Annotated in this window: 16 protein-coding genes; 10 read left to right on the top strand and 6 right to left on the bottom strand. The window is 70.3% G+C overall.

Translation table 11 applies throughout. The features are described from left to right. The first annotated feature begins 47 nt into the window (after positions 1-47). From uvrC to JIG36_RS07360, 9 genes are all read left to right on the top strand, one after another. Positions 48-2,246 carry an excinuclease ABC subunit UvrC gene (gene uvrC, locus JIG36_RS07320; RefSeq protein WP_203375277.1) on the top strand — a complete coding sequence of 733 codons (2,199 nt, stop codon included), beginning with the start codon at positions 48-50 and terminating at the stop codon, positions 2,244-2,246. A 455-nt stretch (positions 2,247-2,701) separates the two neighbouring features. After that, the gene (rapZ, locus tag JIG36_RS07325; RefSeq protein ID WP_203375785.1) at positions 2,702-3,601 is read left to right on the top strand and encodes an RNase adapter RapZ; all 900 of its coding nucleotides are present in this window, start codon (positions 2,702-2,704) and stop codon (positions 3,599-3,601) included. A 2-nt stretch (positions 3,602-3,603) separates the two neighbouring features. Next, on the top strand, positions 3,604-4,587 hold the full coding sequence (locus JIG36_RS07330) for a gluconeogenesis factor YvcK family protein (protein ID WP_203375278.1): 984 nt from the start codon (positions 3,604-3,606) through the stop codon (positions 4,585-4,587). Between the two features lie 54 nt (positions 4,588-4,641). Beyond that, positions 4,642-5,622 carry a DNA-binding protein WhiA gene (whiA, locus tag JIG36_RS07335; RefSeq protein WP_097322458.1) on the top strand — a complete coding sequence of 327 codons (981 nt, stop codon included), beginning with the start codon at positions 4,642-4,644 and terminating at the stop codon, positions 5,620-5,622. Positions 5,623-5,984: 362 nt separating this feature from the next. Beyond that, positions 5,985-6,986: a type I glyceraldehyde-3-phosphate dehydrogenase gene (gene gap, locus JIG36_RS07340; RefSeq protein WP_203375279.1), complete on the top strand. Its 1,002-nt coding sequence runs from the start codon at positions 5,985-5,987 to the stop codon at positions 6,984-6,986. Next, the gene (locus JIG36_RS07345) at positions 6,983-8,185 is read left to right on the top strand and encodes a phosphoglycerate kinase (protein WP_203375786.1); all 1,203 of its coding nucleotides are present in this window, start codon (positions 6,983-6,985) and stop codon (positions 8,183-8,185) included. Before gap ends, JIG36_RS07345 begins: the two co-directional genes overlap by 4 nt. Further along, positions 8,185-8,973 carry a triose-phosphate isomerase gene (gene tpiA / locus JIG36_RS07350; protein WP_203375280.1) on the top strand — a complete coding sequence of 263 codons (789 nt, stop codon included), beginning with the start codon at positions 8,185-8,187 and terminating at the stop codon, positions 8,971-8,973. The genes JIG36_RS07345 and tpiA overlap by 1 nt, the downstream gene beginning before the upstream one ends. Before the next feature lie 150 nt (positions 8,974-9,123). Then, positions 9,124-9,381, top strand: coding sequence for a preprotein translocase subunit SecG (gene secG, locus JIG36_RS07355; protein WP_203375281.1), 258 nt, complete (start codon positions 9,124-9,126; stop codon positions 9,379-9,381). Positions 9,382-9,533: 152 nt separating this feature from the next. Next, a complete protein-coding gene (locus tag JIG36_RS07360; protein ID WP_203375282.1) occupies positions 9,534-9,881 on the top strand; it encodes an RNA polymerase-binding protein RbpA in 348 nt (115 codons plus the stop codon). Between the two features lie 6 nt (positions 9,882-9,887). Here JIG36_RS07360 and JIG36_RS07365 read toward each other — a convergent pair whose 3' ends face one another. After that, a complete protein-coding gene (locus JIG36_RS07365; protein WP_203375283.1) occupies positions 9,888-10,487 on the bottom strand; it encodes a GNAT family N-acetyltransferase in 600 nt (199 codons plus the stop codon). A 63-nt stretch (positions 10,488-10,550) separates the two neighbouring features. Between JIG36_RS07365 and JIG36_RS07370 the strand changes: the two genes are divergently transcribed. Then, positions 10,551-10,997, top strand: coding sequence for a VOC family protein (locus tag JIG36_RS07370; RefSeq protein WP_203375284.1), 447 nt, complete (start codon positions 10,551-10,553; stop codon positions 10,995-10,997). Here the strand turns inward: JIG36_RS07370 and pgl are convergent. The 5 genes from pgl to tkt all read right to left on the bottom strand — a co-directional run bounded on the left by pgl (position 10,955) and on the right by tkt (position 17,658). After that, the gene (gene pgl, locus JIG36_RS07375; protein ID WP_203375285.1) at positions 10,955-11,689 is read right to left on the bottom strand and encodes a 6-phosphogluconolactonase; all 735 of its coding nucleotides are present in this window, start codon (positions 11,687-11,689) and stop codon (positions 10,955-10,957) included. The genes JIG36_RS07370 and pgl overlap by 43 nt on opposite strands. A 68-nt stretch (positions 11,690-11,757) precedes the next feature. Beyond that, the gene (locus tag JIG36_RS07380; RefSeq protein WP_203375286.1) at positions 11,758-12,771 is read right to left on the bottom strand and encodes a glucose-6-phosphate dehydrogenase assembly protein OpcA; all 1,014 of its coding nucleotides are present in this window, start codon (positions 12,769-12,771) and stop codon (positions 11,758-11,760) included. Further along, positions 12,768-14,285 carry a glucose-6-phosphate dehydrogenase gene (zwf, locus tag JIG36_RS07385; protein WP_203375287.1) on the bottom strand — a complete coding sequence of 506 codons (1,518 nt, stop codon included), beginning with the start codon at positions 14,283-14,285 and terminating at the stop codon, positions 12,768-12,770. Before zwf ends, JIG36_RS07380 begins: the two co-directional genes overlap by 4 nt. Before the next feature lie 93 nt (positions 14,286-14,378). Further along, the gene (gene tal / locus JIG36_RS07390; RefSeq protein WP_203375288.1) at positions 14,379-15,515 is read right to left on the bottom strand and encodes a transaldolase; all 1,137 of its coding nucleotides are present in this window, start codon (positions 15,513-15,515) and stop codon (positions 14,379-14,381) included. 10 nt (positions 15,516-15,525) lie between these two features. Beyond that, positions 15,526-17,658 (bottom strand): transketolase, encoded by a 2,133-nt coding sequence (gene tkt, locus JIG36_RS07395; RefSeq protein ID WP_203375289.1) that lies wholly within the window; start codon positions 17,656-17,658, stop codon positions 15,526-15,528. Positions 17,659-17,748: the final 90 nt, after the last annotated feature.

The raw sequence follows: 17,748 nt of genomic DNA on the forward strand, positions 1-17,748 counted from the left end.
CCTCCGGTCGGGTAATCATGTCAGTCCCTCGCACTACTGTTGAGCCTGTGCCAGACCCCTCCAGCTACCGCCCCGCGCCCGGCACCATTCCCGAGGCTCCGGGCGTCTACCGTTTCCGCGACCCGGCCGGCCGCGTCATCTACGTGGGCAAGGCCAAAAACCTGCGGAACCGGCTGAATTCCTACTTCGCCGACACGTGGTCGCTGCACGCGCGCACGCAGCAGATGGTCACCACGGCGGCCGGTGTGGACTGGGTGACCGTCGGCACCGAGGTCGAGGCGCTGCAGCTGGAGTTCTCCTGGATCAAGGAGTTCGACCCGCGGTTCAACGTGAAGTACCGGGACGACAAGTCCTACCCGTTCCTGGCGGTGACGCTGAACGAGGAGTTCCCCCGGTTGCAGGTGATGCGCGGCGCCAAGCGCAAGGGCGTCCGCTATTTCGGCCCCTATTCGCACGCCTGGGCCATCCGCGAGACGCTCGACCTGCTGCTGCGGGTCTTCCCGGCCCGCACGTGCTCGTCCGGCGTCTTCAAGCGCTCGGGCCAGATCGGCCGCCCCTGCCTGCTGGGCTACATCGGCAAGTGCTCGGCCCCGTGCGTCGGCTCGGTCACGGCCGAGGAGCACCGCGCGATCGTCGACGACTTCTGCGACTTCATGGGCGGCAAGACCGACACGTTCGTCAAGCGGCTCGAACGCGAGATGATGGCCGCCTCCGAAGAGCTCGAGTTCGAGCGGGCGGCGCGGCTGCGTGACGACATCGCGGCCCTGCGCCGCGCCATGGAGAAGCAGACGGTGGTGCTCGGCGACGGCACCGACGCCGACGTGGTCGCCTTCTCCGAAGACCCGCTCGAGGCCGCGGTGCAGGTTTTCCACGTGCGCGACGGCCGCGTCCGCGGTCAGCGGGGCTGGGTCGTGGAAAAGGTGGAAGATCTCACCACCGGCGACCTCGTCCACCACTTCTGCACCCAGATGTACGGCGAGTCCGAGGGCGAGAGCGACGTGCCGCGCGAGCTGCTCGTGCCCGCCCTGCCCGACGACGCCCCGGCCCTGGCCGACTGGCTCTCCGAGCGCCGGGGCAGCCGGGTCGCCCTGCGGGTGCCGCAGCGCGGCGACAAGCGCTCCCTGATGGAGACGGTGGCCCGCAACGCCGGCGAGTCCCTGCAGCGGCACAAGCTGCGCCGCGCGGGCGACCTGACGACCCGCAGCAAGGCCCTCGACGAGATCGCCGAGGCGCTCGGCCTCGACTCGGCGCCGCTGCGCATCGAGTGTTTCGACGTGTCCCAGATCCAGGGCACCGACGTGGTCGCCTCGATGGTCGTCTTCGAGGACGGTCTGGCCCGCAAGAGCGAATACCGTCGTTTCGCCGTCCGCGGCAACGCCGACGGCAGCGGCATGGACGACCTGTCCGCGATGAGCGAGGTGATGCGGCGGCGGTTCGCGCGTTTCCGGGCCCAGCCCGGCGCCGACGCCCCGCGCGACCAGCCCGGCTCCGACGAGCCCGACGACGCGGCCGTCGCAGCCGGTCCGGACGGCGCGACGTGGACGGACGCGCCCGCGGAGCCGGAGCCCGCCGGTTCGGTGGCCGGTTCGGTGGGGGCGGATGCCGCCGCCGAGGTCGCCACCAACGACCTGCCCGGCATCGACCCGCTCACCGGCAAGCCCCGCCGCTTCGCCTACCCGCCGCAGCTGGTCGTCGTCGACGGCGGCCAGCCCCAGGTCAACGCGGTCGCGGCCGTGCTGTCCGACCTCGGCATCACCGATGTGGCGCTGTGCGGCCTGGCCAAGCGGCTGGAGGAGGTCTGGTTGCCCGGCGACGACTTCCCGGTCATCCTGCCCCGCACGTCCGAGGCGCTCTACCTGCTGCAGCGCGTCCGCGACGAGGCCCACCGCTTCGCGATCACGTTCCACCGGCAGCGGCGCTCGAAGCGCATGACGGCCTCGGCCCTCGACAACGTGCCCGGCCTGGGCGAGACCCGCCGCAAGGCGTTGCTACGCCACTTCGGCTCCCTGAAGCGGCTCTCCGCCGCCACGCCCGAAGAGATCACCGAGGTCCCCGGCATCGGCCGCCGCACCGCCGAGGCTTTGCTGGCTGCCCTGAACCCCGACGCCGCCAAGAAGCCGGCCGCCTCCGAGCCGGTCGCGGAGTCCCCGGGGCAGTCCGCCGTCCCGCTGGGTGGTGCGGGCCGGACCAAGGCGGGCGCCAACCGTTCCCAGGGCCCGCGCCCAGTCTCCGGCACACCCGGCTGAACACAGTCACCGGCTGCCGGCTGGTACGGATCCCACCGCATTACCCGCCCTACCAGGGGGACCCCCACCCACACCTTCATTGTTCCGGAGTGGGCCGATCTTTGCGGGGTGCCCTGTGGACAACCGGGAATTGTGGACAACTCCGCGCGCCCGTCCTGGCCGGGTAGGGTCGGCAGCGCCCGGAGGGGTGTGGGGCACCCGCACGATGAAGGCCGGCTGCGATGTGGCCCGTCATCCAAGGCTCAGGAATGGGCGGCGGGGGAGTGCGGTTGTGGCAGTCGCCGCGGTGCGGAACCTGCGGTGATGGAACTCGGTTGTAACGACCGGGGCCAGGACACCGATCGGATGGACGACAGGCGTCCGGCGGGATCGGGGTCGGGGCTTCGGCCTAGGATGTTGTGTCCGCCAGGGGGCGCGGGCGAAGCGACGCTGGGAGGCGTGCGTTGACGGAGTCGATGCCGGAGTTCGTGTCCGACGCGACCGATCCCGACGAGGTGACCACCGATCTGGTGGTCGTGACAGGTGTCTCCGGCGGTGGGCGCAGCACGGTCGCCCGCGCGCTGGAAAATGTCGGCTTCTACGTGGTCGACAACCTTCCGCAGGCGCTGATGCTCGACATGGCCCAGCTCGCCTTCCAGGCCGGGGGAGCCGCCCGCCGTACGGCCATGGTGCTCGACGTGCGCAGCCGGGCGTTCTCGACCGACCTGGCCGCCGCCATCCACGCGCTGCGGGAGCGCGGCTTCTCGCCCCGGGTCGTGTTCGTCGACGCCGAGGACGACGTGCTGATCCGCCGCTTCGAGTCGGTGCGCCGCTCGCACCCGCTGCAGGGCGACGGCCGCCTCTCCGACGGCATCGCGGCCGAGCGCAAGCTGCTGGCCGAGGCCCGCGAGCAGGCCGATGTGATCATCGACACCAGCCACCTGAACGTGAACCAGCTGCGCCGCCGGGTCGAGGAGCTGTTCGGCGGTGAGGACGTGCGCCGGCTGCGCATCACCGTGCTCTCGTTCGGTTTCAAGTACGGCCTTCCGCCCGACGCCGACTACGTGATGGACGCGCGGTTCCTGCCCAACCCGTTCTGGGTGCCCGATCTGCGCGACCACACCGGCCTCGAGGAGGCCGTCAGCACCTACGTGCTCGACCAGGAGGGCGCGAGCGACTTCGTGAAGACGTACGCGAGCCTGATCGCGGCCACCGCCCCGGGCTTCGAACGTGAGGGCAAGCGCTACCTGACCGTCGCAGTCGGCTGCACGGGCGGCAAGCACCGCAGTGTCGCGATCTCCGAGGAGCTCACGGCCCAGCTGCGCGACATGCGGCTCTCCGCCCATTCCTCCCATCGCGATCTGGGGCGGGAGTGACCATGCCCGCCGTACGGGTGGTCGCCTTCGGCGGCGGCCACGGGCTGAGCGCCTCGCTGCGTGCCCTGCGCAGCCGCGCCGCCGCCGGCCTCGACCTCGACATCACGGCCGTGGTGACGGTCGGTGACGACGGTGGCTCCAGCGGCCGCCTCCTGGCCGAGCGTGACGCGCTGCTGCCGCCGGGCGACCTGCGCCAGGCCCTGGCCGCGCTGGCCGACGACCAGGCGATCACCCAGCAGACGGCGAAGCTCCTGCAATACCGTTTCGCCGAGATCCCGGCCGGCGGCGAGGGCCCCGATCCGCTGGTCGGGCACGCCGTGGGCAACCTGCTGCTGCTCGGCCTGATGGAGATGCTGGGCGACCCGGTGGAAGCGCTGGATCACGCGGCGGCGATGGTAGGGGCGCGCGGCCGGGTGCTGCCGATGGCCCGCCACGCGATCGGCATCGAGGCCGACATGCGCGGCGCCGACCCGGCCCGCCCGCACGAGGTCGTCACCGTCCGCGGTCAGCATGCGGTCGCCGTCGCGCACGGTCACGTCGAGGCGGTCCGCATCGACCCGGCCGACCCGCCGGTGTGCGCGCAGGCCATCGCCGCGATCGACGCCGCCGACTGGCTGATCTTCGGGCCGGGCAGCTGGTTCACCAGCGTGCTGCCCCACCTGATGGTGCCGCAGCTGGCCGAGGCGATCATGAAGAGCCCGGCCCGGCGGCTGGTGACGCTCAACCTGTCCACCGACAACGAGACGGCCGGCCTCTCGGACGCCGACCACCTGGCCGCCCTGCACCGCTATCTGCCCGGCCTGCGGGTCGACGTGGTGCTGGCCGACGGCCGGTGGGTGGGGGAGCCCGAACCGGTGCGGCGGGCCGCCGAGGGTCTGGGGGCCCGTCTCGTGCTGGCATCCGTGGCCGTTGCGGACGGCAGTCCGAAGCATGATCCTGAGTCGTTGGGCGTTGCCCTGGTTCCCGTACTGGGCGCCGCTCGTTAAGCACGCGTAATCGGTACAAAATGGTCAAGATCCGGCGCATGAGGTGACATCACGATGGCGATGACGGCAGCGGTCAAGGACGAGCTGAGCCGGGTCGACGTGCCCAAGCCCTGCTGCCGGCGCGCCGAGATGGCGGCGCTGCTGCGGTTCGCGGGCGGTCTGCACATCGTCTCCGGCCGGGTGGTGGTCGAGGCGGAGCTGGACACCGGGGCGGTCGCCCGGCGCCTGCGGCGCGAGATCGCCGACGTCTACGGCTACCCGAGCGAGGTGCACGTTCTCGCCTCGGGCGGGCTGCGTAAGGGCAGCCACTACATCGTGCGCATCGTCAAGGACGGCGAGGCCCTCGCGCGCCAGACCGGCCTGCTCGACGTGCGGGGCCGTCCCGTCCGGGGCCTGCCGCCGCATGTGGTCTCGGCCAACGTCTGCTGCGCGGTGGCCGCGTGGCGGGGCGCGTTCATGGCGCACGGCTCGCTCACCGAGCCCGGCCGGTCCAGCGCCCTCGAGATCACCTGCCCCGGCCCCGAGGCGGCCCTGGCGCTGCGCGGGGCGGCCCGGCGCATCGGCATCACGGCCAAGGAGCGCGAGGTCCGCGGGGTCGACCGGGTCGTGATCAAGGACGGCGACGCGATCGCCGCGCTGCTCACCCGCATCGGCGCCCACGCCAGCGTGCTGGCCTGGGAGGAGCGCCGGGTCCGCCGCGAGGTGCGGGCCACGGCCAACCGCCTGGCCAACTTCGACGACGCCAACCTGCGCCGCTCGGCCCGCGCCGCGGTCGCCGCCGCGGCCCGGGTCACCCGTGCGCTCGAGATCCTGGCCGACGAGGCCCCCAACCACCTCACGTCGGCCGGCCAGCTGCGCCTCGAGCACCGCCAGGCCTCCCTCGAGGAGCTGGGCGCCCTGGCCGACCCGCCGCTGACGAAGGATGCGATCGCCGGCCGTATAAGGCGTCTGCTCGCCCTCGCCGACAAGCGCGCCCGCGACCTGGGCATCCCCGACACCGAGGCGGCCGTCACCCCCGAGATGATGGCCTGCTGAGACTCACGAGCTCACGAGCAACGCGGGGTGAGCCGATCCGGCGCCGTTGCTGTTGGTGACGGCGGGGTCGCGTACGGGAAATGGGTTTTCCGTCAGAAGAAGCGCAGGTTAACGGCGGGGCATCGTCACGGTTAGGTTGCGACCCCTGGGAAAAAGTCTCAGGGGCCTCGGATAGGGTCTTACCGACGGCGACGGTGCCGGCAGCTCGGCCGACCGCGCTGGGCGCCGCCAGTCTTTTCGCGACGCCTCCCTCAGCTCAGGCGCGGCGACCGGACGCCCTTCTGCCGGCCCTCGACATGGTCGGCAACGCAGACCCTCCGCCGGTCGCATAATCCGGCGGACCGAAACGAGGAGATCCACCTGTGACCATCCGGGTTGGCATCAACGGCTTCGGCCGTATCGGCCGCAACTTCTTCCGGGCGGCTGCCGCCTCCGGTGCGGACATCGAGATCGTCGGCGTGAACGACCTGACCGACAACGCGACGCTCGCCCACCTGCTCAAGTACGACTCGATCCTCGGCCGCCTGCCGCACGAGGTGAAGGCCACCGCCGACGAGATCACCGTCGGTGGCAAGACCTTCAAGGCGTTCGCCGAGCGTGACCCGAACAACCTGCCCTGGGGCGACCTGGGCGCCGACGTCGTCATCGAGTCGACCGGCTTCTTCACCGACGCCACCAAGGCCAAGGCCCACATCGACAAGGGCGCCAAGAAGGTCATCATCTCGGCTCCGGCCAAGAACGAGGACATCACGGTCGTCATGGGCGTCAACGACGGCCTGTACGACGCCGCGCAGCACAACATCATCTCCAACGCTTCCTGCACCACCAACTGCCTCGCCCCGATGGCGAAGGTCCTCAACGACGCGATCGGGATCGAGAAGGGTCTGATGACCACGATCCACGCGTACACCCAGGACCAGAACCTGCAGGACGGCCCGCACAAGGACCTGCGTCGCGCCCGCGCCGCCGCCCTGAACATCGTGCCGACCTCGACCGGTGCCGCGAAGGCGGTCAGCCTGGTGCTGCCGGAGCTCAAGGGCAAGCTCGACGGCTTCGCGCTGCGGGTGCCGATCCCCACCGGCTCGGCCACCGACCTCACCTTCACCGCCGCCCGTGACACCTCGGTCGAAGAGGTCAACGCGGCGATCAAGGCGGCCGCCGAGGGCGCGCTGCGCGGCATCCTGGTCTACACCGAGGACGAGATCGTCTCCTCCGACATCGTCACCGACCCGGCCTCCTGCATCTTCGACGCCGGCCTGACCAAGGTCATCGGCGGCAACCAGGTCAAGGTCGTCGGCTGGTACGACAACGAGTGGGGCTACTCGAACCGCCTCGTCGACCTGGTCAAGCTCGTCGGAGCCTGATCTTGAAGACTCTCGACGACCTGCTCGGCGAGGGTGTCTCGGGTCGGCGCGTCATCGTGCGCGCCGACCTGAACGTCCCGTTCGACAAGGCGAACCCGGGCGTCATCAGCGACGACGGCCGCGCCCGTGCGGTGCTGCCGACGCTGATCGCGCTGCGTGACGCGGGTGCCCGCGTCATCGTGATGTCGCACCTCGGCCGCCCCAAGGGCGCGCCCGACCCCAAGTACACCCTGCAGCCGGTCGCCACGCGGCTCGGTGAGCTGCTGGGCTCGCCGGTGGTCTTCGCGACCGACACCGTCGGCTCCGACGCGGCCGCCAAGGTCGAGGCGCTGACCGACGGCCAGGTGCTGCTCCTCGAGAACCTGCGGTTCAACGAGGGCGAGACCTCCAAGGACGACGCCGTACGGGCGGCGTTCGCGGCCGAGCTGGCGGCGTTCGCCGATTTCTACGTCGACGACGCGTTCGGCGCCGTGCACCGCAAGCACGCTTCGGTGTACGACGTTCCGGCCGTGCTGCCGCACTACGCCGGCGGCCTCGTCATCAAAGAGGTCGACGTCCTCAAGAAGGTCACCGAGAACCCCGAGCAGCCGTACGTGGTCGTGCTCGGTGGCTCGAAGGTGTCCGACAAGCTCGCGGTGATCAAGGCGCTGCTGCCCAAGGTCGACAAGCTCCTGGTCGGCGGCGGCATGTGCTTCACCTTCCTCAAGGCCCAGGGCCACGAGGTCGGCAAGTCGCTGCTCGAGGACGAGATGGTCGCCACCTGCCGCGACCTGCTTTCCGAGGCGCAGGGCCGGATCGTGCTGCCGGTCGACGTCGTCGCCGCGACCGAGTTCTCGGCCGACGCCGACCACGTCACCGTGCCCGCCTCCGAGATCCCGGCCGACCGGCTGGGCCTCGACATCGGGCCCGAGTCGGTCGCGCTGTTCGCCGAGGCCATCGGCGGGGCGAAGACCGTGTTCTGGAACGGCCCGATGGGCGTGTTCGAGCTGGCCCCGTTCGCGGCCGGCACCCGGGGCGTGGCCGAGGCCATCACCAAGATCGACGGCTTCTCGGTCGTCGGTGGCGGTGACTCGGCGGCGGCCGTGCGCACGCTCGGCCTCGACGAGAGCGCCTTCGGGCACATCTCGACGGGTGGCGGCGCCTCCCTGGAGTACCTCGAGGGCAAGACCCTCCCCGGCATCGAAGCACTGGAGAAGTAATGGCGGACGTTCGCCGGCCCCTGATGGCCGGGAACTGGAAGATGAACCTCAACCACTTCGAGGCCAACCTTCTGGTGCAGAAGCTCGCCGCCAGCCTGAGCGAGCAGCAGCTGACCGACGTCGAGGTGGCCGTGCTGCCGCCGTTCACCGACCTGCGCACCGTGCAGACCGCGGTCGACGGCGACAAGCTGAACATCGTCTACGGCGCGCAGGACATCTCGCAGCACAAGTCCGGCGCCTACACCGGTGAGATCGCCGGCTCGATGCTGGAGAAGCTGGGCTGCACCTTCGTGCTGGCCGGCCACTCCGAGCGCCGCGAGTACCACAACGAGGACGACGCCCTGGTGAACGCGAAGGTCAAGCAGATCTTCGCGAACAACATGACGCCGATCCTCTGCGTGGGCGAGGGCCTGTCCGTCCGCGAGGAGAACGGCCACGTCGCGCACTGCACCTCGCAGGTCGACGCCGGCCTGGCCGGGCTCAAGCCCGAGCAGGTCAAGCAGATCGTCATCGCGTACGAGCCGGTCTGGGCGATCGGCACCGGCAAGACCGCGACCCCCGAGGACGCCCAGGAGGTGTGCGGGGAGATCCGGGCCCAGCTCGCCAAGGTGTACGGGGCCGAGGTCGCCGACGCCGTGCGGGTGCTCTACGGCGGCTCGGTCAAGGCGGCGAACATCGCGCAGATCATGGCCAAGCCCGACGTGGACGGCGCCCTGATCGGCGGCGCGAGCCTGGACGCCGAGGAGTTCGCGTCCATCGCCCGGTTCAAGGAGCACGTCGCCCGCTGACGGGAGCACGTCGCCCGCTGACGGGAGCACGCCGCTCCTGAACAGCACGCTGACACGGGATGCACGCAGCGCGTGCCCGGGCGCACCACGCGCCCGGGCACAAGCTATTGTTGGACGGCTCCTGTGCCCTTCGAGAGGAATGACCCGACCATGCCGATGTGGTTCGCGTACACGTTGATCAGTCTGCTGGTCCTGACCAGCGTGCTGCTGACCCTGCTGATCCTGCTGCACCGCGGCAAGGGCGGCGGCATGTCCAGCATGTTCGGCGGCGGCGTCACCTCCAGCCTGGCCGGTTCGTCGGTCGCGGAGAAGAACCTCGACCGCTACACGGTGCTGGTGGGCATCGTCTGGTTCGCCTGCATCATCGGCCTCGGCCTGTGGATGCGGGTGTCCGTTCCGGGTTCCTGACTTTCCTTACGTCCCGTTCTTCCTTACGGAGCGTAATAGTCGTAGACTCTGCCGCGCGTCCGGTTATGCCGGGCGCGCGGCGTTTTTATGTTCTGTTTCGGCCTGATTTCCGGCCGTCGACAACCAGCGCCCTCGAGACAGGAGTCACGTCCGTGTCCAGTGGCAGTGCGATCCGTGGCAGCCGAGTCGGCTCGTCCCCGGTACGCCCCGACGAGCGCAGTGAGCCCGCCCCTCGGCGGGAGGTGACCTACTTCTGCGCGGCCGGGCACGCGAGCCAGATCTTGTTCTCCGCCGAGGCCTCCCCGCCCGACTCGTGGGACTGCCCGCGGTGCGGCCAGCCCGCGGGCCTCGACCGGCAGAACCCGCCGGGCCGGTCACGCGCCGAGCCGTACAAGTCGCATCTGGCGTACGTCAAGGAGCGGCGCACCGACGAGGACGGCGCCAAGATTCTGGAGGAGGCGCTGGCCAAGCTCCGCCAGCGGCGCGGTCGCGGCGACTGACCGCTCTCAGACGGCCGTGTCGCGCCCCAGGTAGAGCGCCCCGGGGTCGGACGGCACCGGCACGTGTTCGAAGCCCAGCCGGTCGTAGAAGGCGCGCGCCGCGGTGTTCCGCGGGGCCATTCCCAGGTGCACCCGGGGCGCGCCGGCCGCGTGCAGCCCGGCCAGGAACGACCACATCAGCCCGCGCCCGAAACCGCGGCCCTGCCACTCCGGCAGCAGGTCGATGTGCAGGTGCGCGGGATAGGCGGCCAGCTCGGGCATGAGCATGCGCTCGGGATAGTGGTGCAGCTCCAGCCACATCTCGTCGCGCGGGTCGTTGCCGTAGCGTCCGGCCGTGACCGGCAGCCACTCCTCGCGGTACCGCTTGACGAAGGCGGCCGTGTCGACGGTGCCCACCACGTAACCCACCGCGTTGCCGTGCCCGTCGTCGAGGATGCGGGCCACGCCGGGCTCCAGAACCACGTACGGCGCCGCGAAGATGTCGCCGACGAGCCGGTCGGAGCTGTTCTGGCCGCGGGCGTCACCGCCCGCGTCGGCGGTGCGGACGCAGATGTCGTAGACGGCGTCGAGGTCGGTGGGACGGTAACCGCGGATCTCTGGTTGCACTCCGGAAGTCTATGATCCGCGGAGGGTGTGGCCGGGGTCACCGTCCGATGACAGGATGTGCGGATGCAGTGGACCCTCGAAGTGATCGTCGTCCCGGTGACCGATGTGGACCGGGCCAAACAGTTCTACGCCGACCGGCTCGGCTTCACCGTCGACCACGACACGGTGGTCTCCGACGACATCCGCATCGTGCAGCTCACCCCGCCCGGCAGCGGCTGCTCGGTCGTGATCGGCAAGGGCGCCGTGCCCAACATGGCCCCCGGCTCGCTCAAGGGCCTTCAGCTCGTGGTGCCCGACATCGAGGCGGCGCACAAGGAGCTCGTCGCCAACGGGGTCGAGGTCAGCGACGTCCAGGTGGTGGGCGAGAACCCGCGGCCCACGCCGCACCCCCTGGACAACGTCGGTTTCGTCTTCTTCGACGACCCGGACGGCAACAGCTGGGCCGTCCAGCAGATCTCGTCGCGAGGTCAGGCGACGGAGGCCGCGGCCGCCGAATCCAGCAGCCAGTAGGTCTTCGAGACGCCGGTGGCGTGTGCCGCGGGCAGAGCCTTGTCGCCACCCACGGCCCGGCCCACCGAGTCGGTCTTGTCGGGGCCGGCGGCGATCAGCCACACCTCGTCGGCCGACTGGATCGCCGGCAGGGTCAGCGTGACCCGGGTCGGCGGCGGCTTCGGGCTGTCGTGGACGGCCGAGGTGGTGCCCGCGGTCAGGTCGAACACCGGGTGGCCGGGGAAGAGCGACGCCACGTGCCCGTCCTCACCCACGCCCAGCATCAGCACGTCGAACGCCGGCAGATCGGTGCCACCGGCCCGCAGTTCGGCGGCGTAGCGGGCGGCGGCCGCCTCGGCGTCGTCACCGTCCGGGCCGTCCGAGGCGGGCATGGCGTGCACCCGGGCCGGGTCGAGGGCCAGCGTGTCCAGCACGGCCTCGCGGGCCTGGGTCTCGTTGCGTTCCGGGTCGCCGGCCGGCAGGAACCGCTCGTCACCCCACCACAGGTCCACCCGCGACCAGTTGATCGCGGCCGCCTCGGGCAGGTCACCGAGGGCGGCCAGCACCCGCTTGGCGATGCGGCCGCCGGTCAGCACGACGCTCGCCGAGCCGCGCTCGGCCTGCGCATCCACGATCTTGGCGATCAGGCGGGACGCCACCGTCGCGGCCAGGGTGTCGGCGTCCGGCACCACCACGACCAGGGTCTTGCTCACTCTGCATCTCCTTGAAAGCCGTCGGGCCGCCCACCAGGTGGCGGACGGCCCTTACAAAAACTTCGACGCTAGGCGGCCGAGCCACCCGGGCCGGCCATCGCGCCGGCCTCGTCCGCCTTGGCGGCCAGGGCCGGGTCCTTCCAGACGTGCACGCGCATCGGGGGCTTGTCGTCGAGCCCGCTGACCCCGGCCATCGCGCCCAGCGCGTCGGCGTAGATCTGGTCGGCGTCCAGACGTCGCAGCTCCTCGGCCAGCTCGTCGCCGACCGGCCGCTTGGGCAGCGGCATGTAGCGGTCCTCCTGGCCGGTGCGGCTGAACAGGGCCGTGTTCTCCTCGCGGGTCACGGTCACCGTGTCGCCGTTCTCGCACATCAGCTGCACCGAATGCATGCGCGGGGCGCGGTCGGAGGGCTGCAGCTCGGGCACGATGCCGAGCCGGGACTGCAGCCATCCCTTCATCAGCCAGGCCGTCGGGTCCTTGGCCGGGGCCACGATGGTCGCCCCGGTCACCCGGGCCTCGGTGGTGTCGAACGCGCCGGCCACCAGCGTGCGCCACAGGGTGATGCGGGTCCAGGTGAGGTCGGTGTCGCCCGGCGCGTAGTCCTTGGCCCGCTGCCGCAGCGCGGCCACCGGGTCGTACGCCTGCGCGCTGTCGGTGATGCGGCGGTCGGCCACCACACCCAGGAAGTCGTTGGCGATCATGTCGGGCGGCTCCTGGTGCCACCAGGTGACGACCGGGACGTCGGGCGCCAGCAGCGGCATGACCACCGACTCGGCGTGCAGCGCGAGACGGCCGTACATGCGCATCACGACCGCCTCGGCCGGGCCCAGACGGCCGCCGACGACGATCTCGGCGTCGAGACGGCTGCGACCCTCCAGGTCGGAGCGCACCACGATGAGCAGTCGGCACGGGTGCGCGGCGGCGGCGATGGTGGCGGCCGCCTCGGCCTCGCGGACCTTCTTCTCCTCGACCACGGCGACCAGGGTCAGGGCGAGGCCCGAGGCCACACCGCCGGCGCTGCGACGCTCGGCCGCCAGTGCCTTGACCACCTCGTTGCCGGTGGTGTCCCACAAGCCGATCATGCTCGCCTCCAGGCCCGGCCCTCACGGGCCAGCATCTCGTCCGAAGCGCGCGGGCCCCACTCGCCGGACCGGTAGGGCTCGGGCTTGGTGCCCGCCCACGCGGCCTCCAGCGGGTCGATGACCTGCCAGCTCTGCTCGATCTCGGCGGCGTCCGGGAACAGGGTCCGGTCACCGACCAGCACGTCCAGGACCAGACGCTCGTACGCCTCGGGGCTGGACTCGGTGAACGCCTCGCCGTACTGGAAGTCCATCGCGATGTCGCGGACCTCCATCGTGGTGCCCGGCACCTTGGAGCCGTACTTCAGCACCACGCCCTCGTCGGGCTGCACGCGGATGACCAGCTGATTGTGACCCAGCATCTCGACGTCGGCCGGGTCGAACGGCAGGTGCGGCGCCTTCTTGAACAGGATCGCGATCTCGGTCACCCGGCGCGGCATGCGCTTGCCGACCCGTACGTAGAAGGGAACCTCGGCCCAGCGGCGGTTCTGGATGCCCAGGCGGACCGCGGCGTACGTCTCCGTGGTGGAGTCGGCCGGGATGTTCTTCTCCTCGAGGTAGCCCACGGCGCGTTCGCCCGCGACCCAGCCCGGGAGGTACTGCCCGCGCACCGAACCCTTGGAGATGTCCTTCGGGATGGCGATCGCCTTCAGAACCTTCAACTTCTCGGCCCGTACGTCATCAGGGTCGAAGCTTGTGGGTTCCTCCATCGCCACCAGGGCCAGCAGCTGGAGCAGGTGGTTCTGCAGCACGTCGCGCGCGGCGCCGGACGCGTCGTAGAACGCGGCGCGCGTGCCGATGCCGACATCTTCGGCCATCGTGATCTGCACCGAGTCGACGTACTTGGAGTTCCACACCGGCTCGAACAGGCTGTTGGCGAAGCGCAGGGCCAGGATGTTCTGGACCGTCTCCTTGCCCAGGTAGTGGTCGATCCGGTAGACGTCGCCGGGCGTGAAGACCTCGTCGACGAGCTGGTTCAGCGCGATGGCGGTCTGCAGGTCGTTGCCGAACGGCTTCTCGACGACCACGCGGCGCCAGCCCCCGGACTTGGCGTTGTCGGCCATTCCCGTACGGGCGAGCTGGTTGAGCACCAGCGGGAAGGCGGCGGGCGGGATGGAGAAGTAGAAGGCGGCGTTGCCCGGGATGCCGTTGCGCTCGCGCAGGTCGTCGAGCGTCTCGGCCAGGTGGTCGAACGCGGCGTCGTCGTCGAACGAGCCCGGGACGAACTGGAACTGGCTGGCCAGACGCTGCCAGACGTCTTCGCGCCACGGGGTCCGGGCGCCCTTCTTCGCCGCTTCGTACGCCAGCGACTCGAAGTCGCCGTCACCCCAGTCGCGGCGGGCGAAGCCCAGAACCACGAATCCGGGCGGCAGCAGACCTCGGTTGGCCAGGTCGTAGACGGCCGGGATGAGCTTCTTTCGGGACAGGTCACCGGTGACTCCGAAGATCACCAGAGCACAGGGCTCCGGGATCCGGGGAAGCCTGCGGTCCTGTGCGGTACGCAGCGGATTGCCCACGTGGTCCATCCTGCCAGTTTTCGGTGTCGCGTACGTGTCTAAGCAGGGACAGAGCGAAGGGGACTCGCGTTCGCGAGTCCCCTTCGTCAGATGTCAGGCCGCGTCGCTCGGGTGGCTCGAGCCCTTGGCCGCCGCCTTCAGCGACTTGTCGACGCCTTCGAGCAGCTCCTTCCAGCTGGCCTCGAACTTGTCGACGCCCTCGTCCTCGAGAACCTTGAAGACGTCGGGCAGGTCGACGCCGACCGTGCCGAGGTCGGCGAAGACCTTGCGGGCGGCCTCGTACGAGCCGGTCACCACGCCGGTGCGGGTCTCACCGTGGTCGGCGAACGCGTGGATCACGGACTCCGGCATGGTGTTGACCGTGCCCGGAGCCACCAGCTCCTCGACGTAGATGGTGTCCTTGTACTCCGGGTTCTTGGTGGAGGTGGACGCCCACAGCGGACGCTGCGGGTGCGCACCGGCCGACTCGAGGGCCTTCCACCGGTCGCTCGAGAAGACTTCCTCGTACGCCTCGTACGCCAGCTGGGCGTTGGCGATGGCCGCCTTGCCCCGGAGCGCCTTGGCCTCGTCGCTGCCGATCTTCTCGAGCCGCTTGTCGATCTCGCTGTCCACGCGGGAGACGAAGAACGACGCCACCGAGCCGATCTTGGTGATGTCGTGGCCGTTGGCCTTGGCCTGCTCGATGCCGGCCAGGAACGCGTCCATGACCTGGCGGTAGCGCTCGTTCGAGAAGATCAGGGTCACGTTGACGCTGATGCCCTCGGCCAGCACGGCGGTGATCGCCGGCAGGCCGGCCAGGGTGGCCGGGATCTTGATGTAGAGGTTCTCGCGGTCGACCAGCCACCAGAGCGTCTTGGCCTCGGCCACGGTGCTCTCGGTCTCGTGGGCCTTGCGCGGGTCGACCTCGATGGACACGCGGCCGTCGACACCGTTGGAGGCGTCGTAGGCCGGGCGCTCCACGTCACACGCGTCACGCACGTCGCGGCCGGTCATCAGGCGTACGGCCTCTTCGACCGTCACGCCCTGCAGAGCGAGGTCCTTGAGCTGCGCGTCGTACGCGTCGGCGTCGGACAGCGCCTTCTGGAAGATGCTCGGGTTGGTCGTCACACCGACCACGTGCTGCTCTTCCAGCATCTTCTTGAGCCCGCCGGACGTCAGCCGGGGGCGCGAGAGGTCGTCGAGCCAAACCGCCACACCAGCAGCGGAGAGCTCACCAAGCCTGTCGGTCATGGGTAACTCCTCAGTTTCCGGTCTTGTGACCGGTGATCTCGCCGACCTTGGCCAGGGCGGCGTTGGCCTTGGCCACCACGTTGTCCGCGGTGAACCCGAACTGCTCGAAGAGGATCTTGGCGGGCGCGCTGGCGCCGTAGTGCTCGATGCTCACCGGCTCGCCGGCCTCGCCGAGGATGCGGTCCCAGCTCTGGCGGATGCCGGCCTCGACCGTGACCCGGGCCTTGACGCCCCGGGGCAGAACCTCCTGCTGGTAGGCGGTGTCCTGCTCGTAGAACCACTCGAGGCAGGGCATCGAGACCACGCGGGTGGGCGTGCCCTCGGCCTCGAGGCGCTCCTGGGCGGTGAGGCAGTACTGCACCTCGGAGCCGGTGCCGATGAGGATCACCTTGGGCTCGCCGCCGGACGCCTCGGAGAGGACGTAGCCGCCCTTGAGGGTGCCCTCGGCCGACGCGTACTTGCTGCGGTCGATCGTGGGCAGGTTCTGCCGGGACAGCGCGAGACCGGTCGGACGGTCCTTGTGCTCGAGGGCGCCGCGCCAGGCGTACGCGGTCTCGTTGGCGTCGGCCGGGCGCACCACGTCGAGACCGACGATGGCCCGCAGCGCGGACAGGGTCTCGATCGGCTGGTGGGTCGGGCCGTCCTCGCCGAGACCGATCGAGTCGTGCGTCCACACGTAGATGACCGGCAGCTTCATCAGCGCGCTGAGCCGGACGGCGCCGCGCATGTAGTCACTGAAGACCAGGAACGTACCCCCGTACGGGCGGGTCTTCCCGTTCGCGGTGATGCCGTTGAGGACCGAGCCCATGCCGTGCTCACGGATGCCGAAGTGCAGCGTGCGGCCGTACTCGTTGCCGGGGAACGCCTTGGTCGCGTATTCGGCTGGGATGAAGGACGGCTCGCCCTTCATGGTGGTGTTGTTGCTCTCGGCGAGGTCGGCCGAACCGCCCCACAGCTCGGGCAGCACCGGCGCCAGCGCCTCGAGGATCTTGCCGGAGGCGGCGCGGGTGGCCAGGCCCTTGGGGTCGGCCGGGAACTCGGGGAGCGACTTCTCCCAGCCCACGGGCAGCTCGCCCTTGGAGAGCCGGTCGAACAGCCCCCGGCGCTCCGGGTTGGCCTTGGCCCAGGTGTCGAACTTGGCGGTCCACTCGGCGTGGGCGGCCTGGCCACGCTCGACCACCGAGCGGGTGTGCGCCAGCACCTCGTCGGCGACCGCGAACGTCTCGTTCGGGTCGAAGCCGAGGACCTCCTTGGTCGCGGCCACCTCGTCAGCGCCCAGCGCGGAGCCGTGGATCTTGCCGGTGTTCTGCTTGTTCGGCGCGGGCCAGCCGATGATCGTCCGCAGCACGATGAAGGTCGGCTTGTCGGTGACCTTGTGGCCGTCGAGGATCGCCTTGTGCAGCGCCTCGACGTCCTCGTTGTAGTCACTGCCCTTGGACGGGTCGCCCTTGCGCCAGTCGACGTGCCGGACGTCCCAGCCGTACGCCGCGTAGCGCGCGCCGACGTCCTCGTTCTTGGCGATGCGGGTGTCGTCCTCGATGGAGATCTCGTTGTCGTCGTAGATCACCGTGAGGTTGCCGAGCTTCTGCACGCCGGCGATGGCACTCGACTCGTGGCTGACGCCCTCTTCGATGTCGCCGTCCGAACACAGTGCGTAAACCTTGTGGTCGAACAGAGAGTCACCGGGCTTGGGCTCCGGGTCGAACAGGCCACGCTCGCGGCGGGCGGCCATCGCCATGCCCACCGCGTTGCCGATGCCCTGGCCGAGCGGGCCGGTCGTCACCTCGACGCCGGGGGTGTGGCCGTACTCCGGGTGACCCGGGGTCAGCGAGTCCCACTGGCGCAGCGAGGCCAGGTCGTCCAGCGCCAGGCCGAAGCCGTTGAGATAGAGCTGAATGTAGAGCGTGAGGCTGGAGTGCCCACAGGAGAGCACGAAGCGGTCGCGGCCGGCCCAGTGCGGGTCGGTCGGGTCGTGCTTCATGACCCGGTTGAACAGCAGGTAGGCGGCGGGCGCGAGGCTCATCGCGGTACCGGGATGGCCGTTGCCGGATTTCTCGACGGCATCCATGGCCAGGACCCGGACAGTGTCCACCGCTTTGCGGTCTAGGTCGGACCAGTTGAGAGCAGGATCTGTGGCAGCCACGTCGGTTGTGCTCCTCGGGGCATGGATTCGGTAAATCTCTTTTGAGGTTGACCCTATCCACTTGCCTTAAACCCGCGCCCACGGAACGCC

This window comes from Paractinoplanes ovalisporus (genome assembly GCF_016834655.1).
In the GTDB taxonomy this organism is placed as follows: Bacteria; Actinomycetota; Actinomycetes; order Mycobacteriales; family Micromonosporaceae; genus Actinoplanes; species Actinoplanes ovalisporus.